This is a genomic window from Barnesiella sp. CU968, assembly GCF_905219685.1.
In the GTDB taxonomy this organism is placed as follows: Bacteria; Bacteroidota; Bacteroidia; order Bacteroidales; family Muribaculaceae; genus Lepagella; species Lepagella muris_A.
The window spans coordinates 1-21,917 of sequence record NZ_CAJMXD010000009.1 but is presented as its reverse complement, the minus strand read 5'-3'; the positions used below and the strand labels follow the sequence as shown (position 1 = coordinate 21,917).

Annotated in this window: 14 protein-coding genes, 1 tRNA gene and 2 pseudogenes; 11 read left to right on the top strand and 6 right to left on the bottom strand. The window is 48.5% G+C overall.

Features of this window, described 5'->3' with window-relative positions; genetic code table 11:
* Positions 1-169 precede the first annotated feature (169 nt).
* The gene (locus JX312_RS00905) at positions 170-1,231 is read right to left on the bottom strand and encodes a transposase (protein ID WP_204456602.1); all 1,062 of its coding nucleotides are present in this window, start codon (positions 1,229-1,231) and stop codon (positions 170-172) included.
* An 87-nt stretch (positions 1,232-1,318) separates the two neighbouring features.
* Between JX312_RS00905 and JX312_RS00900 the strand changes: the two genes are divergently transcribed.
* The 6 genes from JX312_RS00900 (at position 1,319) to JX312_RS00875 (ending at position 9,720) form a co-directional block, all read left to right on the top strand.
* On the top strand, positions 1,319-1,543 hold the full coding sequence (locus tag JX312_RS00900; RefSeq protein ID WP_204456600.1) for a hypothetical protein: 225 nt from the start codon (positions 1,319-1,321) through the stop codon (positions 1,541-1,543).
* A gap of 63 nt (positions 1,544-1,606) precedes the next feature.
* Complete coding sequence (locus JX312_RS00895; RefSeq protein WP_370541465.1) at positions 1,607-3,010, top strand: glycoside hydrolase family 28 protein; 1,404 nt, start codon at positions 1,607-1,609, stop codon at positions 3,008-3,010.
* 43 nt (positions 3,011-3,053) lie between these two features.
* A complete protein-coding gene (locus tag JX312_RS00890; RefSeq protein WP_204456597.1) occupies positions 3,054-5,786 on the top strand; it encodes an RICIN domain-containing protein in 2,733 nt (910 codons plus the stop codon).
* A gap of 21 nt (positions 5,787-5,807) precedes the next feature.
* Complete coding sequence (locus JX312_RS00885; protein WP_204456595.1) at positions 5,808-8,045, top strand: GH92 family glycosyl hydrolase; 2,238 nt, start codon at positions 5,808-5,810, stop codon at positions 8,043-8,045.
* An 8-nt stretch (positions 8,046-8,053) separates the two neighbouring features.
* Positions 8,054-9,130 (top strand): acyltransferase family protein, encoded by a 1,077-nt coding sequence (locus tag JX312_RS00880; protein WP_204456593.1) that lies wholly within the window; start codon positions 8,054-8,056, stop codon positions 9,128-9,130.
* Between the two features lie 134 nt (positions 9,131-9,264).
* Positions 9,265-9,720 (top strand): PepSY-like domain-containing protein, encoded by a 456-nt coding sequence (locus tag JX312_RS00875; RefSeq protein ID WP_204456592.1) that lies wholly within the window; start codon positions 9,265-9,267, stop codon positions 9,718-9,720.
* A 253-nt stretch (positions 9,721-9,973) separates the two neighbouring features.
* On the opposite strand, the gene JX312_RS00870 is transcribed toward JX312_RS00875, so the two are convergent.
* The 3 genes and pseudogenes from JX312_RS00870 to JX312_RS00860 all read right to left on the bottom strand — a co-directional run bounded on the left by JX312_RS00870 (position 9,974) and on the right by JX312_RS00860 (position 11,849).
* Positions 9,974-11,212, bottom strand: coding sequence for an ATP-binding protein (locus JX312_RS00870; RefSeq protein ID WP_204456590.1), 1,239 nt, complete (start codon positions 11,210-11,212; stop codon positions 9,974-9,976).
* Between the two features lie 344 nt (positions 11,213-11,556).
* Positions 11,557-11,682: pseudogene (locus JX312_RS00865) on the bottom strand (toxin-antitoxin system HicB family antitoxin); the annotation flags it as partial.
* Between the two features lie 93 nt (positions 11,683-11,775).
* Positions 11,776-11,849 (bottom strand) — tRNA-Arg (locus tag JX312_RS00860).
* 296 nt (positions 11,850-12,145) lie between these two features.
* Here JX312_RS00860 and JX312_RS14010 point away from each other — a divergent pair.
* The 4 genes and pseudogenes from JX312_RS14010 to JX312_RS00840 all read left to right on the top strand — a co-directional run.
* Positions 12,146-12,805: pseudogene (locus JX312_RS14010) on the top strand (succinate dehydrogenase cytochrome b subunit); the annotation flags it as partial.
* Positions 12,806-13,209: 404 nt separating this feature from the next.
* A complete protein-coding gene (locus JX312_RS00850) occupies positions 13,210-15,204 on the top strand; it encodes a fumarate reductase/succinate dehydrogenase flavoprotein subunit (RefSeq protein WP_123404019.1) in 1,995 nt (664 codons plus the stop codon).
* A 24-nt stretch (positions 15,205-15,228) separates the two neighbouring features.
* The gene (locus JX312_RS00845; RefSeq protein WP_204456586.1) at positions 15,229-15,987 is read left to right on the top strand and encodes a succinate dehydrogenase/fumarate reductase iron-sulfur subunit; all 759 of its coding nucleotides are present in this window, start codon (positions 15,229-15,231) and stop codon (positions 15,985-15,987) included.
* A 127-nt stretch (positions 15,988-16,114) separates the two neighbouring features.
* The gene (locus JX312_RS00840) at positions 16,115-18,439 is read left to right on the top strand and encodes a TonB-dependent receptor (protein ID WP_255563895.1); all 2,325 of its coding nucleotides are present in this window, start codon (positions 16,115-16,117) and stop codon (positions 18,437-18,439) included.
* 2 nt (positions 18,440-18,441) lie between these two features.
* Here JX312_RS00840 and JX312_RS00835 read toward each other — a convergent pair whose 3' ends face one another.
* Positions 18,442-19,305, bottom strand: a complete 864-nt coding sequence (locus JX312_RS00835; protein WP_204456583.1) for a family 16 glycosylhydrolase — start codon at positions 19,303-19,305, stop codon at positions 18,442-18,444.
* Between the two features lie 30 nt (positions 19,306-19,335).
* The gene (locus JX312_RS00830) at positions 19,336-21,327 is read right to left on the bottom strand and encodes an Ig-like domain-containing protein (protein ID WP_204456581.1); all 1,992 of its coding nucleotides are present in this window, start codon (positions 21,325-21,327) and stop codon (positions 19,336-19,338) included.
* Between the two features lie 292 nt (positions 21,328-21,619).
* Between JX312_RS00830 and JX312_RS00825 the strand changes: the two genes are divergently transcribed.
* The coding region (locus tag JX312_RS00825) for a hypothetical protein (RefSeq protein WP_204456579.1) at positions 21,620-21,917 on the top strand (298 nt) is incomplete at its 3' end.

The window sequence follows — 21,917 nt, the reverse complement described above, 5'->3', positions numbered from 1 at the left end:
CTCTCTGAGTTCTCAGATGTCTCGCAGAGTTCTTGGTTGTCTCTCCGAGTTCTCAGTTGTTCGCCGAGTTTTCAGTTGTCTTGTCGAGTTCTCAGTTGTTCGCCAAGATCTCAGGTGCTTTTCACCGGTTTGGCTTTTTGAGTCAGCATAAGGAGGCATTTGATGGGGATCATCGGTTTCGGGAACCGGTGCTGATGAGGGTGAGGCTTTCCGAGGGGTGTGAGGCTATCCAGCGTGCGAGGTTGTTGAGAAACAGGCATTTGTTGCGGCGGAGCTCTTCCTTATGCATCGACTGTCGCGGCATGCCGATATGCCGGCATCTGCCTTCGGCGCAGAGCGTGAATTCCTTCCCTGAAGGTTTGTATCTCGGCGGTATCCCGTCGGGAATGAGTCTGATGACTGATCCTCCCTCTTCAATGACACGGTGCATCAGCTCCTGCTCCGGCTTGCTGATAAACGGAGACACGAGGACTCCTTGTCCGCGTATTGTCTCTTCCCATGCCCGTTCGTAGGATGCCCGTTGTTCCGGTGTATAGCGGCTGCTGACAACCGCCGCCGCAATCTGCGGGTGTTTCAGCAGATGAAAATTACCGAATACATCGAGTTCAATGTCAAGTATGCGTACTCTCTGTGCCTTGTTGAACAGATTCGGATGTCTGATAGCCAGAAGTCTTCGGCGCGGATTGTCTGATATGTAATTGTTCATGCAGATTGCCATCTCCTCGCTGAATGCTATCCTGTCGTTGAATTTGGGTGCGAAAAGAGAGGTTGATCTGACGTTTGGAATTTCCGGGAATGTCTCACGCCATATTTTGGTGCATCTTGATTTGAAAAGACCCACATAATAACCGAAATCTTTGGGAAGATCGTATTTTACGCGCCAGAGTATATGCACATGGTCTGGCATAATGACATGATTCTCGATTTCGAAGTCCGGGTAAGTGTTGAGGTCGGTGATCATCCTGTTGATAATTTCTCCTGCTGGGGAGAGCAAGGTACGCGCCGGGTTTTGCGGATCAGTCGGATCTCCCGCAAGCCTTGAGTATGCAGGAGCAGCAGGGTCTTTGGTCAGATTGATCATATACTTTCCGGGTCGGCGATAGTCGTGGAAGGTAGCCCTCCGGCAGTTATGCGGCCGATGTTCTTTGTAGTATGCCGGCCTCTGCTTTTTATCGGGCTGATTATTCTTATCTGGCAGCTGATTTGCAGCCTGTTCCTGTGAAAAAATCATGGGCATGAGTTTAAGTAAATCAGGTTCTCGGGTTCCACGCCTTCGGCTTTGGGATTCTTTCGCCTTCGGCTCTTTCGTTTGGGGATCATGATTGTCATGAGGGCTATGCCCGAATCTCCGGAGTCGGAGCCAATCCCGGATTTTGATTTTTATCGGGATTCTGTCGTCGGAATCAATCTTGCTGCCGGAATCAGCCTCCTGGATTGGCTGGTGATAACGGAAGCTGGCAGATATTCATTTAAAAGGAGGAGCGAAATCCCGGTGGCAAATATAATGAAAAATCCAAAATTTTTGAGTAAATTTGCATTGTAAATAATTTTGAATTTAGAAGTTATGAATAAAAGCGTCAGCTTGATCTTATTGTTTTTTTTGTGTTTGTTCAGGTGTGAGTGGATTTCCGCGTCAGAGGAGGTCTCTTCTGTGGTTGCCGGAGAATACGGGGAGTTTGTGGTTACTGATTTCGGGGCTGTCGGCAATGGTGTGACTGATGATGCAAGGGCGATTCAGCAGGCAATAGATGCATGCAGTGCTGCCGGCGGCGGCATCGTGGTGTTCCCCGCAGGGAAGACTTTCCTTGCCGGTCCTCTGCACATGCGGTCGAATGTCAATCTGCATCTGCGTCCCAATTCCGTGTTGCTCGCCAATCCTAACGAGAGCATTTACAACGAAAGTGCGTTCGGTGCAAACGAAGGGGAGGGTATGATGTGGTTGTCCGGCAAGGACATAAGGAATTTTACAATCTCCGGAACTGGCAGGATAGATGGCAATGCCGTGGCATTCATGGGCGCAGAACTTGATGATTCCTACGAACTTAAACCTGTCACCACTTTCGATCCCCGTCCGCATGTGCTTACACTGATAAATGCTCGTAATGTCAGGATTTCTGACGTCACTATAGCCAACTCCGCATACTGGACCGTGCATCTTGTCGGCTGTTATGATGTGGCTATTTCCAATATCTCACTGCTTAATAACCTGAAAGTACGCAATGGCGACGGCATAGATATCGACCATTCCCGCAAGGTGCGGATCTCAAACTGTTTCATAGAGAGCGGTGATGACTGCATATGTCTTAAGAACCGCAGGGAGTTCGAAGAGTATGGTCCGTGTGAGGATGTTGTTGTGACCAATTGCATCATGACCTCGCGCTCATGCGCGGTCAAGATCGGTTCGGAGAATATGGACCGCATAGCGCGAGTGCTTTTCGACAACTGCATTGTCACGGAGTCGAATCGCGGAATCGGCATTCAGAACCGCGACGAGGGTACTGTGGAGGATGTGACATTCTCCAACATGATTGTTGACTGCAAGCTGTTTTCCGATGTATGGTGGGGAAAGTCCGAACCCATTTACGTGACGTCATATCCGCGTGCCCGCGGCAACCATAAGGATGCAGGCTGGCGTTTCCCGAAAGGCGCCACCAAAGGCGCCTGCGGCGAGGTGCGGAACATACGCTTCATAAACATAGCGTCCACTTCCGAGAACGGTATCTTCATCGGTTGTGACACACCCGGCAAAGTCTCGGATATTCTGTTGTCGAATGTGGATCTTACGCTGAAGAAGCAGACCGCTTTCAAGGGTGGTGTATATGACCGCCGTCCCTGTGAAGGGGAGGGTTTCGTAAAGAGTGATGTCTTCGGCATATTCGCCGAGAACGCTTCCGGGGTGACTGTGCGCGATTTTCAAGTCTCTGCCAATGATTTTCCCGGATATGCCGCACCTACAAATTTTGTGAACTGTACCGACATCCGGGTATCACCCGCCGATCATGTGTGGTAAAGCCATAGAAAATATTTTTATACTCTTTCGTTGACCTTGAAAAATGAAATCGAACAAATTGATTGTAACCGCTTTGATAGCGGGAGGAATGCTTTCAGGCGCGCCGCTTATCGCGCAGCCGAAGGCTGTTGATGTCCAGTCTGCATGGAAGGCATATGCCTTGCCCAAGGCTACAAACTATTCTGTGTTTTTCAATCCTTCGGGACAGGGAGTCAGCCTTCCCATTCTCTGGGGATTCGACACCGCTTGGAACAGCCGTGACAATATGCTTCGGGGCGTGCGTTTCGCGACGTCCGGCACAATCTCCTGTGCGCGCGTCTCTTTCCAGCCGTGGGCGGAGATAACCGAGAAGGGAGTGCTTCCTCAGTCGCTGCAGAAGAATCTTGACGCACGTATGCAGACCGTGGGTCTTATTGGCAAGAAGGTGGATATCGTTCTCAATCTTGACGGAGGGGATCCGACGATAAAGGAGATCTATGGTGGCTGGAAATATGAGAATCCCGAAGATCCGTGGTGGTCGCCGAAAGAATACATCGGCAATGTGGTGGAGCAGGGACCGAAATGGGCGGATCTGATTGATGCCACAGCAGCTGCCGTAGAGGCCAAGGGCTATAAGGTGATTACCGCCTCTCCGCTGAATGAGCCGGATCTCGAACTCAACGGCACGCCGATAGACCTTTTCTATGAAATATCAAAAAATCTAAAGGATTTCACTCGTTATCCCCGTTTTGAGAATATCCGCATAAGCGGCGGAAACACCCTCAACAACGATGAGGCGATGAAATGGTATGAGCACAACAAGGAATTTCTTGATGAAGGGAATACCCATCAGCTCGCGGGAAGCTTCGACACATACGCTGAGTTTTTCACCAAAGTCCGTGAAGACGGACGGCATGCCACCGCCGATGAACTTCACAATGTGATGGAGGCTATGGTAGGTGTGGAATACGGTATGCAGACCGGAATCTGGTGGGGCACCGCAGAGCAGGCGCGCGGCGAGTTCATGAAAGCGAGTTTCGGCGAGAGACTCGGGTATGCCGAAAACCGCGACGCATGGTCGGCGGCTTCCGTTTATCGCGCTCCCGATGGAAAACTGCAGGGTTTCCTCGGATGCTCGGAACGTCAGGCAAAACCTTCGTCATATAAGTTTGTTTCATTGGGCGGCGATGTGTTTATTGACGGTTACGGTCCGCTGAGGGAATATACCGTTGACCTCCCGGGTGATCCCACCGGTGCCTATCAGTCAGCGCTTCAGCGCAATGCGGAGACAGTCGTGGCTATCGAGACCGGTGACGACGTGCGCCCCGTGATCAATGGCGAGTATGCCATTGTGAACAAAGGAAGCCGTCTTGCCTTGGGCGCGAGAGGCGGAAACACCGCAAATATGACACCGCTTGAACAGCAGTCGTATGCCGGAGCCACGCATCAGCTCTGGAACGTGACTCCGCTGCCTTATGACAAGGGGGGCGACTTCAGCTATTTCTGGATAGCAAATTCTACTGACGGACAGAGAATCGACGATCTGAACTACAGCCTTGATGCAGACGGAATGATGATCTGTTACGCCCCGGGTGATGGAGCCAACCAGCAATGGGCTTTTGAATATGATGGTGACGGCTGGTTCCATATCCGGAACAAACACAGTGCCTTGTATCTTGAATGCATTGGCGGAGAGGGGGGAACCCTGATACAGAAAGAACGCGCGGACAATGCATCGCAGATGTGGAGACTTCTGCCCGCAGGTGCGACACTTGAATTTGACGCTCCCGTCGCTCCTGCCGGACTTAAGGTCACACCTCGTTCGGCATCGGCTCTTCTTGAGTGGGAACCGGTGGCAGACAGCGGAGATGTTACATATACGGTTTTGCGTGCCGGAAAAGGGAGTGATGTGTATAACACGATCGCGAGAGGTCTGACATTGACCTCTTTCCTTGACAATACCGTGACTGAAAAGGAATACAGCTATAAGGTGTTCGCAATGGATGCATCCGGCAACCGTTCGGCAACGTCAACACCGGTTTCCTGCGAAACTATTGGTGAGAAGGGACTTATCGCACATTTGCCGTTCACTGAAAACCTCACGGATATTTCAGGAAACGACTTCTCTGCAAAAACAAATTCCACACCTTCTTTCAGGGATAATTCCCTTTACATGCGCGGAGAATATTATCAGCTGCCTTATTCGTTGCTGTGTCATGAAGACTTTACAATAATGATGAGGGCGTTACGCACCTCGGCAGTAGACGGGCTCACCCTTTTTTCAACAGGTATCGGTGAAGAATCTTATATGGATCTGAGTCTTTCCAATGGGGGGCAACTCACTTTGACCGCATCAAACGGAAGGAATAAAGACATGATTTATACTACAGAAGCTCCCTACAGAACCAGTGTGCATGTGGCTATCGCTGTCGAAAAAGGGAAAGTTACCCTCTATGTAGATGGCAAAGCTGTCGGAACGGGTCTTGACGGATACGTACCTTCCGAACGATTGCTGTCTTATATAGGACGGGGTCAAAAAATGACTAACAATAATTTTGTAGGTTTATTAAGCGACTTTCGTGTTTATAACCATGCATTGTCAGCTTCCGAGATAGAAGTGATAGCTGCTGCAGTATCAGGAGTGGAGGACATAATGTCTGCTTCTCCAAGCATTGTTGCAGTTGAGTATTACACACCTCAAGGCACGCGCCTGACAGAACAAGCTGATTTCGGCATAACTATCATACGCACTCGTTACTCAGATGGCTCTGTCACAACCAGTAAGGCCGTCAAGTAATAAGGTGTTTAGAGATAATTTATGAAATATCTTTTTTTGTCATTAATATTGTTTCGTGTCGCTTCAGGACTTAATGCGGAACGTCCGTTAGACATGATTGATACACGTGTCGGAACAGACGCGGCGGTGACGATGACCGCCGGTCTGTTCGGCAAGGGGTCGGAAGAGCATGGTCAGACATTGCCTTCTGTCGGTGTGCCCCACGGAATGAATCTCTGGACCCCTCAGACCCGCGATACAGAACAGAAATGCATAGCACCCTATTATTTCTCGGATCCGAAACTTCAGGGTTTCCGCAACAGTCACTGGATTGTGGGCGGTTGCACGCAGGATTACGGCTCCATGACTCTTCATGCCATGTCCGGGAAACTGCGTACTTCACCCGCAGGGCGTGCCACACGCATGGATCATGTCACGGAGACTGCGCGCCCCGATTATTATTCGGTCTGTCTCCCCGACGAGTGTATTAAAGCGGAAATGACCGGACTCTCACGTTCGGGAATCTTCCGTTTTACCTATGGAAATGACGGAATAGGACATATCGTTGTAAATCCGAATTCCGACGAAGGTGAAGGAAGTATCGAGATTGACCTGGAGAAACGCGAGATACGCGGGCATAATCCCGTTCACAGAATATATCAGGGATGGGGTGAGCCGGCAGGATTTTCCGGCTGGTTTGTGGTGCGTCTTCCGCAGGACCTGGAGATTGTAGATGCAGGGACATTCAGGAACGACACCATATATCCGGGTAATGACTCGGAAACCTCACGGACAGGCATAGGCGCATATGTCTCGTTCAGGGCATGCAAAGGCATTCCGGTTGTGGTGAAGGCTGGCAGCTCATTCACCTCATTGAAGGCTGCCGCTGCCAATCTGGATGCGGAAATTGCGCAACTGGATTTCGACCAGGTGCGAGAACGGTCTGCGGCATTGTGGAACGAAAGGTTCGGACGAATCAAAGTCGAGGGCGGGGCTCGGGATAACCGTGCCAAATTCTACGGGTCTCTCTACAGGTGCTCTCTTTTGCCCCGCGTAATCAATGATGTTGACGGCTCTTATCCCCGTTTTGCCGGTGGTAAGGAGATAATGAAGGTGGACTTTGGAAATTATTATGACGATTTTAGCATGTGGGACACTTACAGGGCTTTGCACCCGTTGCTTACACTCATAGAACCGCGTCTGAGCGGAGAAATGATGAGGAGTCTCGTCTCCAAAGGGGAGCAGGGAGGTTGGATGCCTATATTCCCGTGCTGGGGAAGCTACACAGCCGCCATGATCGGCGACCACTGCGCAGTGGCTATTGCCGATGCGGCAGTCAAGGGTGTCACGAATTTTGACCTGCGTTCCGCCTATTCCCTGTTGCGCAGAAATGCTTTCGAGTCGCCTGCAACTAAAGAGGAATATGCCGACGGCATGGGACGTCGCGCGCTTGAAAGCTATATGCGTTACGGATACATACCGGTGGAGGATGGAGTCAAGGAGGCGTTTCATCAGCGCGAACAGACTTCAAGGACACTCGAATATGCCTTTGATGATTTCGCTCTGTCCCGCATAGCATCCTTGTTGGAGAAAAAAGATGACGAAAAGATACTGCTCCGCCGCTCCGGCAACTGGAAGAATGTGATTGACCCGGTGCTTGGTTATGCCAACGGTCGTCATGCCGACGGCAGGTTTGTCTCCGGAACCGATCCTTTCACATTCAATCCTGCCATTACTGAAGGTGCCCCATGCCATTACACATGGTATGTGCCTCACGATACCGAGGGATTGTTCTCTATGCTCGGAGGCAGGAAGAGGGCGGAGGCGAAGCTTGATTCCATGTTCAGCGAGCTGCGTTATTGGCACGGCAACGAGCCGTGTCATCAGGTTGCCTATCTCTTCAACGACCTCGGCTCGCCGGAGAAAACGCGCCGACACGTGCGCCATATAATTGATACGGAATATCTGAATGTTCCCGGCGGTTTGTCTGGAAACGACGATGCCGGACAGATGTCGGCGTGGCTGGTGTTCTCGGCGATGGGCTTTTATCCGGTGGCACCATCTACGCCTGACTATTATCTGTCGTCACCTCTGTTCGAGCGGATCACAATCACGCCGGAGGGCGGAAAACCCTTTGTAATAACCGCACCCGCCACTACTCTTGAGAAAGGGGGAGAAGGCCTCGTGAAAGGAGTGCGTCTCAACGGCAGAAAAATCCCGGCTGACCGCATATCCCACAAGGATATGGTGAAAGGGGGCGAACTTGAATTTTACCAATAAATAACACAATGAAAACCAAACGTCTTCTCTCTCTCGACATCATGCGGGGAATGACTATCGTCTGCATGATCATAGTAAACAATGGTGGAGGACCGCAAAGCTACAGACATCTCGGACATAGCGCATGGAACGGGATAACGGTATGCGATCTGGTGTTTCCCTTCTTTCTGTTTATTATGGGTGTGACAACATACATATCATTGGCGAAAACCGGTTTTGCCCCGTCATCTGTATCGCTGCGTAAGATTTTCAGACGCACTGTGCTGATAATGCTGATAGGCTGGGCGATACATTGGTTTGCGAATGTCTGCTACGGAAAGGGGTGGCTTGATTTCGGGCACCTGCGGCTCACCGGTGTGCTTACGCGCATAGCCTTGTGTTACGGAGTGGTGTCGCTGATGGCTCTTTCCATGAGCCGCAGGGCAATGGGGGTGACGGCAGCTGCTCTGCTGACTGTTTACGGTGCGATATTGCTTCTCTTCAACGGTTATGAGAATGACCTTAGCAATGTGAATGCCGTGGTTGACCGCTTCCTTCTGTCCGAAGGCTTTCTGTATACTAAACGCCCGGTAGACCCGGAAGGTATACTGGGAACCGTTCCCGCTATCGCCCATACGGTCATAGGCTTTTGCTGCGGTGCGTTGTTGATGAGAAAGGAGAGTCTTGAGGTGCGTCTGCTGAAACTCTTCGTTGTAGCGGCGTTGCTGCTTGTCGGAGGTTTCATTCTCAGCGGCATATTGCCGGAGAACAAACGCATATGGAGTCCGAGTTATGTGCTGATTACCTGCGGAATGGCGGCAGCTTTGCTTGCAACCATATCATATTTCACTGATGTGAAAGGTTATCGGAAGGGAATGGCTTTCTTCGAATCTTTCGGCGTCAATCCACTGTTTCTGTATGTATTGGGAGACATAGCGGGGATAATTCTTGGTGCGACTCATGCCAGACAGGTAATTTATGACTGGATTTTAGGTTGGAGCGTTGTTCCTGAACTCGCATCGGCGATATACGCAGTCTCGCTGATGCTTGTCTGCGGTCTTGTGGCACTCCCGCTCTACCGCCGGCGCATCTATATTAAAATTTGAAGCGTACCTGTAGGATTCGCAGATCAAGGCGTATCGAATGTGTTAACGCGTGCTTATAAGCTGTAAAGATGATTAAAATAAATCATACCGGTCGTGTTTGGGCGTTAAAGAGAGGATTAAAACATTATTTAGGTATGAAGAAACTATTGCTTACACTTATGGCGGCGCTTATGGCTGTAACGGCAGCGAACGCATCGATTTTCGACAAATACACCCTCAAACGCAGCGAGCTTCCCGAGGAGGCTCAGACCATGCTTACGAAATACTTTCCGAAAGCGAAGGTAAGTATGATCAAGGTCGACAAGCACCTGTTGAAAAAGACAGATTACGATGTGCGGCTGTCGAACGGAATCAAGATTGAATTCAGTAACAAGGGGAAATGGACCTCCGTAGACTGCGGAAAGAAAGAACTTCCCGAAGGGTTGGTTCCCGGAGCGATACGCAGATATATAGCGAAGAACTTCAGTGAACTGAAAGCCGTCAGCATCTGCAAACGCAGTGGTGGCTACGACATAGGTCTATCCGATGGAAATACCCATCGTTTCAACCTCCTCCACCAGTACAAAGGCACTGTCGCCGCCAAAGATTGACCGCCACAAACACAAAAACAGAGAGGCGGCGTTGCGCTCCATTGCGCAACGCCGCCTGTCTTGGTGCGGATTTATTATTTCGGAGCTGGCAAAAATAGAAGACGTTGAAAATCATTTGATTTTTCAACGTCTTATTTCAATGTTCTTCCCTCCCATGATTGGGCATTTAAGGTTCATGTCTTCTTGCTATTTTGCATATCAAATATCGTTTAATTGGGTAATGAAATACGTCCAAATTGGGTAATACATCGGATTAAAAATTACCGATATTGACAACTTTAATTGTGCTATTTTTCCACTTGATGTATTCCTGTTGGTCGTTGGTGATGACAAGAAGGTTCTCGCAGTGGAGTTCTTCGGCGGCTTCGACGAGGGCGTCGAGTTCGCGTTTGCGGGTTTTCTCGGAGGTCATGTCGTAGCAGACTTGGATCAGTTGCTCGACTTTTGTGCCTTTGCGGGTAACGAAGTCGATCTCTTTGTCGTTGCGTGTGCGGTAATAGAACAGTGTCTGTCCGGGAATATAGCCACGGCGCAGCAATTCGACAAACACTTGGTTCTCCAGCAGGCGACCGAGGTTCTCGCTGTGATTGAATGCGGTGCTTTGCACAAATCCATTGTCAACCACATACACCTTTTTAGGTGCTTTGGTCATCAATTTCAGTTTGTTGTTGAAACGCGGCAGGTAGAAGAAGAGATATGGTTCTGCAAGATAGTCACAGAATTTTTTTGTCGTTGCAACGCTTGACAACCCAAGCTCTCCGGCAAGGTCATTGGCAGATATGGGATTGCAGAAGTTGGAGAGCAGGTAAGTGGCAAGATTATATAGGTCGGTGGTGTTCCTCACCTTATGGCGTTTGGCAACATCTTTCAGCAGTATGGAATCAAACAGCGTGGAAAGATAACTCTTGGTGATGCTACGTGCCGGGATTGTTTCCGGGTAACCGCCGTTGCGCATATAGTCATCAGCAAGCGTTATAGCCTGAGCAGCTTGTTCTTCCAGTTGCGGACTGACATTTTTCCAGTTCATCGTTTCTTCAAGGCTGAACGGGAGCATCTCGATCTGGAGATAACGCCCTGTAAGGACGGTAGCCATTTCGCGACTCAGCATATTGGCATTACTGCCCGTGATTACGAGGTTCTTGCCTCGACGGTAGAGTTTGCTGACCCAAAGATCCCAACCGGGAAGATTCTGGACTTCATCAAGCAGCATGAAGTCATAGCCTGGATAGACATCTTCAAGTGCTGACATCGCCAAGTCTTCATCCCACTTTTCAAGCAACTGATTGTCGTCGAAATTGAGATAAGCGAAATTCTTGCCCTGCAACATAAGCAGAGCAAATACCGATTTGCCCACTCGGCGAGGCCCGGTTATAAGTTTGATAAGCGGATTTTGCAACAGTTCGTCGGCGTCATACCTTGTATGCCGTTGCTGATAAGGGCGCGACATCAGTTCATCTCGCTCTGCCCTCTGATTGAGTATCGTTGTTTTCATTGCAATCTGTTTTAGAAACTGTTTAAATTTATTACGAAAAAACATTATAAAGAATCTTTCGGGAATTTTGAGGTTCTTTTTGGCTGCTTCCGCCAAGTTGCGGCAGTCGAAACCTTTCGGTTTCTCCTTTCTCAACTCGCGGAATCACCTCAAAAATAACTCTCAATCTTCCTCGAAAATAAATTTAAACAGTTTCTTAGACTGCAAATATAGCTAATTTTATTCATTTGTATCTCTGTATTGAACAAAATAGACAATATTTTATTCAATAGACTTTCGCCAACTGACTGTTTTAATATAATATCCTGTTAACTTCGATAGAAGTTCGATGCTTTTGAATCATATCAGAGCATGGCGGCAATCTGTTTTTCCACAGCCGTGCGTATAAACGAGTTGATGGATACTCCAGCCTGTTTTGCGAGGTAAGCTACACGGGAGTGAATGTCGGGAGTAAGACGCACGTTCAAAGAGCCGGAATATTCTGTCGGATAGGGGTATTACAAAAAAAATCGCTGAAACCGTCTTGGTTTCAGCGATTTGCGGCATCTTGCCGATTTGTTCTGTGATCCGGTTGGGATTCGAACCCAAGACCCACAGCTTAGAAGGCTGTTGCTCTATCCAGCTGAGCTACCAGACCTGCCGTTACCGTTGCGGAGAAACTCTCGCTCTAGTTTGCAACCGCAAAGTTATATAAAATTTCGGAAACTGCAATCGGTAAATCATTAAAAATCTATTTTCATGGCTATAATTTGAATTATTTAAGAAAAATTTCCTTAATAATTTTACGGATTGCGGAAATAATCATAAATTTGCAAGAAGAACTGTTCTGTGGTAGCCTCTCTGTCTGTTTTCAATACGGGGCAGGTGAATAGAGACAGCCGACGACGATAAGAAAACTGAATAAAATAATCTAATAATTAATTTAAAACTGCTATGTGGTTATCAAACTCGTCTGTAGGACGTAAATTCGTAATGGCCCTGTCGGGTGCATTCCTCGTCCTATTCGTAACTTTCCATTGTTTGATGAACGCCGTAGCCATCTGCTGGCCCGCAGCATACAACTCGGTTTGCGAATTCTTAGGCGCAAACTGGTATGCACTGGCGGCTTCAGCTGTCTTGGCTCTCTTCATCATCGTCCACATCATCTACGCTGTGATGCTTACCGTGCAGAACCGCAAGGCACGCGGTAACGTGCGCTATGCCATCTCCAAGACTCCCAAAAGCGTGGAATGGTCGTCAAAGAACATGTTCGTGCTCGGTATCGTGATCCTCGCTTTCCTCGTGGTTCACCTTATCCAATTCTGGGCAAAGATGCAGCTCGTTGAGATCCTCGGTGATCACGGCACTGTGCCCCCTGCGGCAGGTACTCTTTTCATCCAGATGGCTTTCTCTGAGGTCTGGACTCCGATTGTCTACATCATCGGTTTCATCGCCCTCTGGTTCCACTTCAACCATGGTTTCTGGTCGATGTTCCAGTCTATCGGCTGGGATAACAATGTCTGGATTCCCCGCTTGAAGAAAGTGGCTTGCGTATGGGCTTCGCTTGTGGTGCTTTGCTTCATCGCCCAGGCTATCGTCTTCACCGTAAGAGCCAACGAAAACTATTACATCAAGAACGAGGCTCTCCGCGAACAATACAAGGATATGGTATGGCCTATGATGGAGAAGGATTTCGGTCCTGACATGGCGCAGCTCGGCATGCAGATCAAGATGTCTCCCTACAGCCAGGTTTCCATGGGTCTCCGTCAGATGGAGCAGCAGCAGGCTCAGCAGATCGAGCAGCTCAGCACTCCCGAGGGTAAAGACTATGTGAAAAACAATCCTCAGATGCAGACTCAGCTTGAAAACATGACCAAGCAGCACAAGTCGCTTGAGAATGTAGTCAAATTCTTCGATTATCTCGANCAGGCTGACAACAAACCCGAATTAGAAATTCCCGGCCAGCCCGGACAACCCCAGTAATTAGCGATATGGAAGCAACAGATAAAGTAAGAGTAATGAATCCGGCCGATTCCAAGATCCCGGAGGGTCCTGTCGCTGAAAAATGGACCAACTATAAAGCTCATCAGAAACTCGTAAACCCGGCAAACAAACGTAAACTTGACGTGATCGTTGTCGGCACAGGTCTTGCAGGTGCTTCTGCAGCCTCAACTCTCGCAGAGATGGGTTTCAACGTGCTTAATTTCTGTATTCAGGATTCACCCCGCCGTGCACACTCTATCGCGGCTCAGGGTGGTATCAATGCAGCCAAGAATTATCAGAACGACGGTGACTCCGTTTACCGCCTGTTCTATGACACTGTGAAGGGTGGTGACTACCGTGCACGCGAAGCCAATGTATACCGTCTCGCAGAGGTCTCTAACAATATCATCGACCAGTGTGTGGCACAGGGTGTTCCTTTCGCACGCGAATACGGCGGTCTCCTCGCCAACCGTTCATTCGGCGGTGCTCAGGTGAGCCGCACATTCTACGCCAAAGGTCAGACAGGTCAGCAGCTTCTTCTCGGTGCATATAGCTCACTTAACCGCCAGATCCAGCTCGGTAAGGTGAAGAGCTACAACCGCTATGAGATGCATGAACTCGTCCTTATCAAGGACAAGGACGGTGTTGAACGCGCACGCGGTATCATCGCCAAGAACCTCGTTACAGGTAAGTTCGAGCGCTTCGCAGCTCACGCCGTAGTTATCGCCACCGGCGGTTACGGTAATGCATACTTCCTTTCTACAAACGCGATGGGTTGCAACTGCTCCGCTGCTATGGCTTGCTATCGCAAGGGCGCTTACTTCGCAAACCCCGCGTTCGTTCAGATTCACCCAACATGTATCCCCGTGCACGGCGACAAGCAGTCAAAGCTTACACTTATGTCCGAGTCTCTCCGTAACGACGGTCGTATCTGGGTTCCCAAGAAGCTTGAAGATGCAGTAAAACTTCAGAAAGGTGAAATAAAAGGTAGCGACATTCCTGAGGAAGACCGCGACTATTATCTGGAGCGCCGTTATCCGGCGTTCGGTAACCTCGTTCCCCGTGACGTGGCTTCACGCGCGGCAAAAGAGCGTTGCGATGCTGGTTTCGGTGTGAACAACACCGGTCTCGCCGTGTTCCTTGATTTCTCTGAGGCTATCAACCGTCTCGGCATCGACGTGGTTCGTCAGCGTTATGGCAACCTCTTCGACATGTACGAAGAGATCACAGACGTTAACCCCGGTGAGTTCGCACGTGAGGAGAATGGTGTTAACTATTACAATCCGATGATGATCTTCCCCGCTATCCACTACACAATGGGTGGTATCTGGGTAGACTATGAGCTTCAGACTTCTGTGAAGGGTCTCTTCGCTATCGGTGAGTGTAACTTCTCTGACCATGGTGCTAACCGTCTCGGTGCTTCCGCGCTCATGCAGGGTCTTGCTGACGGTTACTTCGTGCTTCCCTACACAATTCAGAATTACCTCAGCGACCAGATCACCGTTCCCCACTTCAAGACTGATACTCCTGAATTCGACGAGGCTCAGAAGAAGTGTGAGGATGCCGAGGCGAAACTTCTCAACATCAAAGGCACACGCTCTGTAGATTCAATCCATAAGGAGCTTGGTCACATCATGTGGGAATACGTCGGCATGGCACGCGACAAAGAGGGTCTTCAGCTTGCGCTTGAGAAGCTCAAAGAGATCCGCAAGACTTTCAACTCAGATCTTTTCGTGCCCGGAACAACTGAGGGTATGAATATCGAGCTTGACAAGGCATTCCGTCTCAACGACTTCATCACAATGGGCGAACTTGTCGCTTACGACGCTTTGAACCGTAACGAAAGCTGCGGCGGTCACTTCCGCACAGAGTATCAGACACCCGAGGGTGAGGCTCTCCGCGATGACAAGGATTATTTCTACGTTTCCTGCTGGGAATACGAAGGCAGCGACGAGAAAGCACCCGAGCTTATCAAAGAGCCGCTTCACTACGAGGCAATCAAAGTTCAGACACGTAACTACAAGTCATAACAACCCTTAAAACAGAATTCAACAATGGAAGAAAATATAATGAAAGTCAACCTTAAGGTGTGGCGTCAGGCCGGACCTAAGGAGAAGGGCGCATTTGTGACTTACAGTGATGTTGAGACAACGCCCGACACCTCATTCCTCGAGACTCTCGATATTCTCAACGAGAGCCTTATCGAGAAAGGTGAAGAGCCTATCGTGTTCGATCACGACTGCCGCGAGGGTATCTGCGGTATGTGCTCGCTTTATGTCAACGGTCATCCTCACGGTCCCGCTACAGGCGCCACTACCTGCCAGCTTTACATGCGCCGTTTCGCCAATGGTGAGACAATCACTGTAGAGCCTTGGCGTTCTGCGGCATTCCCGGTGATAAAAGACCTTATGGTAGACCGTAACGCGTTCGACAAGATCCAGCAGGCAGGCGGCTATGTTAGCTTCAACTGTGGCGGTGCACAGGATGCCAACGCCCTCCCGATCTCCAAGGTTAATGCCGGCGAGGCTATGGATTCGGCAAGCTGTATCGGTTGCGGTGCCTGTGTGGCAGCATGTAAAAACGGCTCGGCTATGCTCTTCGTTTCCGCGAAGATCAACCAGCTCTCATATCTCCCGCAGGGTGAGGTGGAGAAAGACCGTCGCGTGCGTGCAATGGTAGCGAAGATGGACGAACTCGGTTTCGGTAACTGCACCAACACCGGTGCCTGCGCCGCCGAGTGCCCCAAGAACATCAAGCTTGCCAACATCGGCCGCATGAACCGTCAGTTCATCGTCGCCAAGTGCAAAGAATAAGACAGTAAGTAACAATATGAAAGTCGTCCGAATGAAAATTCGGACGACTCTTTTTTTATCTGAATCTATATTTTTTAAGATTTTTTATTAATTTTGGGATTAATACCTTATAAAACTCATCAACATTATGCACATCTTCACTTTCTTTAGAAAAAGTTTCTTTAAGAGATTGTTTATATTAGCTCCTGCTTGTTGTTTCTCTTATATCTGCGGATTAGGGGTAATAATCTCCGGTATTGTATATGATGAATCTGACAAGCCAGTAGAGTATGCTTCGGTGCGCTTAAGTTCAGAGGATTCAAAATACATTAAAGGTGGAGTTTCGACAGAAAAAGGTGTGTATTTCATTGACGGGCTTGAAAACGGGAAATATATAATTTCATTTTCTTGTGTGGGATATGAATCCCGGAGCATACCATTCGAAATATCGAATGACAATAACTTGAACCTTAATGTGAATCTGAAAACCACTCATACCTCTCTTGATGAGGTTGTCGTGACCGGAGACAGGTTTATCCGCACTGCGGATGGATTGAAGATATATCCCGACAAGCAACAGAAAAAACATTCCGGTTCCGGGTTTGACTTAATAAACAATCTTATGATTCCCGGTGTGTCGGTGGATGTTGCAAAGGGTTCTGTGCGTGCATTCGGTGGCAGCGTTGCCATCTATATAGATGGTATGAAATCCGATTACCGTGAGATGCAGCAATTGCGACCGGAAGATGTGGAATCTGTGCAGTATATGGAAGCTCCAACAGGTAAATATGCGGGAGACAACGCCAGTATCAATATAATTCTCAAAAAACGTACTTCCGGTGGTTACGTTTCAATAGATGCGCTTCAACGGCTGGGTTATCTTAACGGTGACTACAATCTCGCTGCAAGATATTATAACAAGAATACTCAGTATACTCTATATGGCGGTATTGATTATAACAAGATTAATGGTAATAGGTTAGATAAACAGGAAACAATACTGTTCCCATTGGAACCGATAGATCGCAACTACGCGACAGCGGGTTCCCGAATGAGCAACAACAATCAATATGCCCAGTTTAGGATAAGGAATAAAAATGATAGGCGAACTTTAAGGGCGACATTCAATTTCCTTAGAAATGCTACTCCTGAAGATTTCACATCCTATATGCTTACATATTCCGGAAATACGATCGGCAATAGGAGGGTGGATGTTTCTCAGAACACGGTTACAAGGAATTATCAATACAACCTCGGTTTGAGTGGAAATTTTAAACTGAGTCATAATCAGATGATTGATGCTTCGGCAAGCGCGACGGCTTCACGCAACCATTATGATTACTGTTATACAGAAAACAACGAAGCTGCAATATCAAATACTTTGGAAAATCTCTATAATTTTCAAGGGAATATCAATTATATTAAGAACTTTAACAACAGTAATTCCTTGACAATAAAATTATTTGAATTGTTCAATGTCTCTTCTGCTGACTATCGTGGCACAAACAGTTCCTGGCAGCATTTATGGACATCTGAAACTATACTTTTCGCTGAATATGCCCGGCAATTGTGGGGTATAGCATCATTGCGCCTTACCCCTGGAATGTCGGCTCAGGTATACAGGCAGCATGGGCATGACAGGGTCTCTAAATTCGGTCCGAGGGCTCAGATCGTGTTCACCTTGAAGCCGGCAAGAAACCAATTCATACAGCTTAACGGCTCCTATGGAAATTCCTATCCGGAACTTTCATATATGAACGGGGCAACCCAACAAGTTGACATGATTCAACAGAAAAAGGGTAACCCTGACCTTAAGCAAACCAAGCTGACTACTGCCATGGGGGTGTATGGAATCGGATTCAAACGCCTTAACCTTCAGGCAATGCTTCTGTATAATGGTGCGGATGATCTGCCTCTTCCTTCATACTTCATTGAGAAGGATATGCTTGTGCAGACATTTGACGGTAATGGGATATGGCGTCAACTGAACGGCAGCCTGTCCGCAACATGGACTCCTTCGAATATTTTCAATATGCAGGCAGGAGGCGGATACATGTATAACCGTTATTCCAGAGTGGCAGACCTTTCCGCGGCATGCTGGTACGCAACGTTATCGGCAAATATTTACCTCAAGGATTTTGCCATCTTCTTGCGTGGCTCCACACCTCAGAAAGCGCTTTCGCTTGAACTTGAAACTGTAAAGACGATCTGGCAATACTCCATATCGGCGACATGGTCCAAAGGTCCGTTCCGGGCAGAGGTTGGATTCAACAATCCTTTCCTTAAGCATCCCTATTATGATATGAATATCTTGTTACCTGTCTATAATAGTTCAAGCCGCCGGTATTCTAAAACAGACTCCCAGTCTGCATATCTGAAGCTGTCTTATTATTTCGATTTCGGCAAAAAGACTAAACATGACAAAGTCAACATTGACAAGACAATCAACAGTGGTATCCTGAAAGCAAATTGATTTCAATTTAATTTCTGGTAGACGCGGACGTAGTCAATCTCGTAGCGGAGAGGGAACTGGGAGTCGTCGATTTTGCCGCCGTTGTCGCCACCGAGGGCGAGGTTGAGGAGGATGTAGTCTCCAAATCCCTTAAGGTCGTTGCTGAAGGGGTTTACGTCATGTGAGTCTCCGCCGCCATGTTTTGCCTGCGAAAGGGGTATCTCATTAAGCAATTCTCCGTCTACGTACATGCGTATCATCTCCGGATCCCAGTCCATCATCCATACATGGAACTTCGATGCCCACATAGGGTCTTTTCCCAGGAAATGCGAGAAGGGTACGCGGACACTATCCCAGGCGTCTCGGTTGTTGTCGCTAAGCCAGCACGCATTGGCAAGTATTATAGGCTCTCCCTCTTTTGTGCGATAAAACTCCATCAGGTCGAGTTCTCCGTTTGCCGGCCAGCTGAATTTGTTGCCGAGTGTCCATATTGCCGGCCATGCACCCCCTGTGACCGGAATCCGTGCTCTTACCTCAAGTCTGCCATAGCGATAATTGAAACTCTCCGACGTTGTGAGGCAGGAAGATGTGTATTTTATCCTCTCGCGTTGTCTGCGCCAGTCTCGGCTACCGGGTTCGTGCATCGGATTGGGACGATCTTCGAGACGTGCAGTTATTACAAGACAGCCGTCTTTTACTTCCGCGTTTTCCGGCTGATACCACTGGTCTTCATGGTTGCGGACAAATCCGTTTTCATAGTTCCAGTGGGCGGCGGGGGTGCCGTCAACATCAAATTCATCACTCCAGATGAGTCTGTAATCATGGTCATCAGCCATTGCGGGGAAAATTACACCACATGCCATTATCGCTGTCATAAGTTTCTTCATACTGTTTATATTGTCAGGTTAATGTAAGAATCAGTAGGCACCTGTCTTGCGGCGGTTTTTGCTGTTAGGATCGAAGGGGTTTGCCGTGGGATCGAAAATTTCCTCTTCTTCCTCTTCATTCTCGTTAGTCTGCTCGCGGTTGCGTTTGTCCTGTGCCGGTTTGTTTTTCTTTATGGCGTTAGGCTTCATCTGATCGATTGCAACAGCGAACACATCCCACTGCTCCTCTTTGTCCCAGTTTTTCTTTATGTTTATCACCTTGGGGTAATAATATGACAGATCCGGCTGGAGCTGCAGGTCATAGTTGCCTGTGTCGTATTCCCCGTTGCCGTTGAAATCCTCGATAAGGCGGGCGTAATATTTCCCGGGTGAGAGATACTTGAAAGTCACGCTGTTGTTCGCCACAGGCTCCGTGCGCACAATAGCGTCGCTTCCTGAAAGCAGTTCTACAAACGATGGTATAGCGGGGTCGAGTCCTGAAAGGTGAAACGTCAGCGAACAGTAGTCTTCCTCCTTCTTTGTGCTGAATTCCTGAGAAATCGGTCTTGTCGGTTTTCCGTATATTCCTATTGCTGCCATAGTATCGGCAACGAGCCTGTATTTCGTTTCATACGCCCATGGGTATTCCACTTTGAAATGTCGGGGAGATACACTGTCGCGTTGCATAAACGTGAACGGACTCTTTACGGGTTTCCACAGCGTGTCGACCATNTCTTCGAGACGGAATGCCGAAGTGTCGAGCTTGGCGAGAGGTGTGGCGAATTCAAACTCAAGAGGTAGGTAAACCTCCTGCTGGGTAGTCTTGAATGACACATCAAGAGTTATGTTCCTGATGGAATCCTCCACGGAAATCTTCTTCTGTTTATCACTTTTCTTAGCCTTTTTAGGTTTCGGACGATTATAGTAGAACCGCAGCGAATCTGTGGTTTCGGACAGATTTCCTGTGGAATCGGTGCGCAGATATGTTGCGGCAATGCGCAGTGAGTCTGCATGCACCAGACGTTCGGGAAGCCAGTATATTATGGAGTCGTTCCGTGCACTCCGCTCTATCACAGCGTCTTCAATAGACTCCCCTGCGGGGTTGACCACTTTGAGTTCGGGGAGATTGTCGGCACGTGTATTGAATTTAAAGAATACCTTTGTTGTGTCGATACGCTCATATTTGGCGAGATACTGGGGGCGGATCTGCGAATTGAAAGTCCTGAGCAGGATGTCATTGGGGAGGAATCGCGTACGCATGCGGTTTGTTACGGTGTCAACTTCTCCAAGGGCATTGAAAATCGTATCTGTTGTTTCGACGGTTTCCGATCCGGGGGTGACGGTCACTTCATGGAAAGCCATGTCTTCTTCCGGGTTTTCATACTTATAGTCATTGTCTTTGTCATCAAGGGCAAAAACTCTGTATGTCCCCTCCTTGAGTCCTCTTATGGTAAATTGTCCTTTGTCATCAGTCTTTGCCACTCTCAGGAGAGGGGTCTTGATGAATGCGGAATCATTGAGATTCGAATGCACGCCCACAAGTATTCCCTGGCGCGGCTCAAGGTTTCTTGAATCCAGAACCATGCCCGAAATCCTCAGCGAGTCCAGAGTCTCCCCCGTAGAGAAAGTATAGGCGAACCCCTGTAGCTTGTTTGCCTCGTTATTGTCTTCAATGGCATCGGCGAAGTCGATGGTGTAGGTTGTGTTCGGCATAAGGGAGTCGAAAGTGACAGTCACTCTTTTGCCTACAGACGCCACTCTCGGCACCTGACGCGACGGGGGCGACACCACAACCTTTGTGAACGCGTCCTTTACATTCACCAGTTCGTTGAAAGTGAGCGTTACTTTTGTCTTGTCGACGTTAAGCGCTCCTTGCGGCGGGTTGGCTGTCACAAATAACGGAGGATCCTCATCGCGTGCTCCTCCTGAAGGATTTCCGATATTGGCGCATGCCGCCGCAAGCACTACGATTGCGGCAAGCGATAGCGTCCGGCAGATTATTCCGTATGTGTCGGGAGAGAGATAACGCTTAAACTTTATCATATTTTCGCCTGATTCGTGGTTTTCAACGCCTCTCGTGTTTATACGGGAGCCCGCGGCTTCCGTACGGCAGGCGTTTTTCTTAAAAGAGTTCAAAAATAAGCAAAATTATTGAGAAATGCGGGCGGAAAAAGTAAATTTATGCCGTGAATGCTCAAAACATCAAAAAAAAGCCGTATATTTGCAAGATGAAAAATAGACTTTCCACAGGAACTGTCGGTTTTGCGACATGTTTCCGTGGAATATCATCATAGAAACGAATTAATAAAAATAATAAAATAACAACAAAATCGAAATGCAGAACAAAGGGTTTATCAGCACCATTGCGATCCTTCTGGTATTGATTTGTGGTTTTTACATCTCTTTCAGCTTCGTCACTTCCCATTATGAGAAGAAAGCGAAAGAGTTCGCAGCCATGACCGCCAAGACCAGCGACGAGACCAATGATGTCTACAAACAAAGTCTGAAGCAATTCAACGACTCAATCGACAAAGAGAAAGTTTATCTGTGGTACACCTACAATCAGGTTCGCAAGATGGAGGTTGGTCTCGGTCTTGACCTGAAAGGTGGTATGAATGTGGTTCTTGAGATAT

What these genes read in the sequence shown, in the direction of transcription:
- JX312_RS00905 (WP_204456602.1), bottom strand. Translation starts at nt 1,231, where the DNA reads ATGATTTTTTCACAGGAACAGGCTGCAAATCAGCTGCCAGATAAGAAT.
- JX312_RS00900 (WP_204456600.1), top strand. Translation starts at nt 1,319, where the DNA reads ATGATTGTCATGAGGGCTATGCCCGAATCTCCGGAGTCGGAGCCAATC.
- JX312_RS00890 (WP_204456597.1), top strand. Translation starts at nt 3,054, where the DNA reads ATGAAATCGAACAAATTGATTGTAACCGCTTTGATAGCGGGAGGAATG.
- JX312_RS00885 (WP_204456595.1), top strand. Translation starts at nt 5,808, where the DNA reads ATGAAATATCTTTTTTTGTCATTAATATTGTTTCGTGTCGCTTCAGGA.
- JX312_RS00880 (WP_204456593.1), top strand. Translation starts at nt 8,054, where the DNA reads ATGAAAACCAAACGTCTTCTCTCTCTCGACATCATGCGGGGAATGACT.
- JX312_RS00875 (WP_204456592.1), top strand. Translation starts at nt 9,265, where the DNA reads ATGAAGAAACTATTGCTTACACTTATGGCGGCGCTTATGGCTGTAACG.
- JX312_RS00870 (WP_204456590.1), bottom strand. Translation starts at nt 11,212, where the DNA reads ATGAAAACAACGATACTCAATCAGAGGGCAGAGCGAGATGAACTGATG.
- JX312_RS00850 (WP_123404019.1), top strand. Translation starts at nt 13,210, where the DNA reads ATGAATCCGGCCGATTCCAAGATCCCGGAGGGTCCTGTCGCTGAAAAA.
- JX312_RS00845 (WP_204456586.1), top strand. Translation starts at nt 15,229, where the DNA reads ATGGAAGAAAATATAATGAAAGTCAACCTTAAGGTGTGGCGTCAGGCC.
- JX312_RS00840 (WP_255563895.1), top strand. Translation starts at nt 16,115, where the DNA reads ATGCACATCTTCACTTTCTTTAGAAAAAGTTTCTTTAAGAGATTGTTT.
- JX312_RS00835 (WP_204456583.1), bottom strand. Translation starts at nt 19,305, where the DNA reads ATGAAGAAACTTATGACAGCGATAATGGCATGTGGTGTAATTTTCCCC.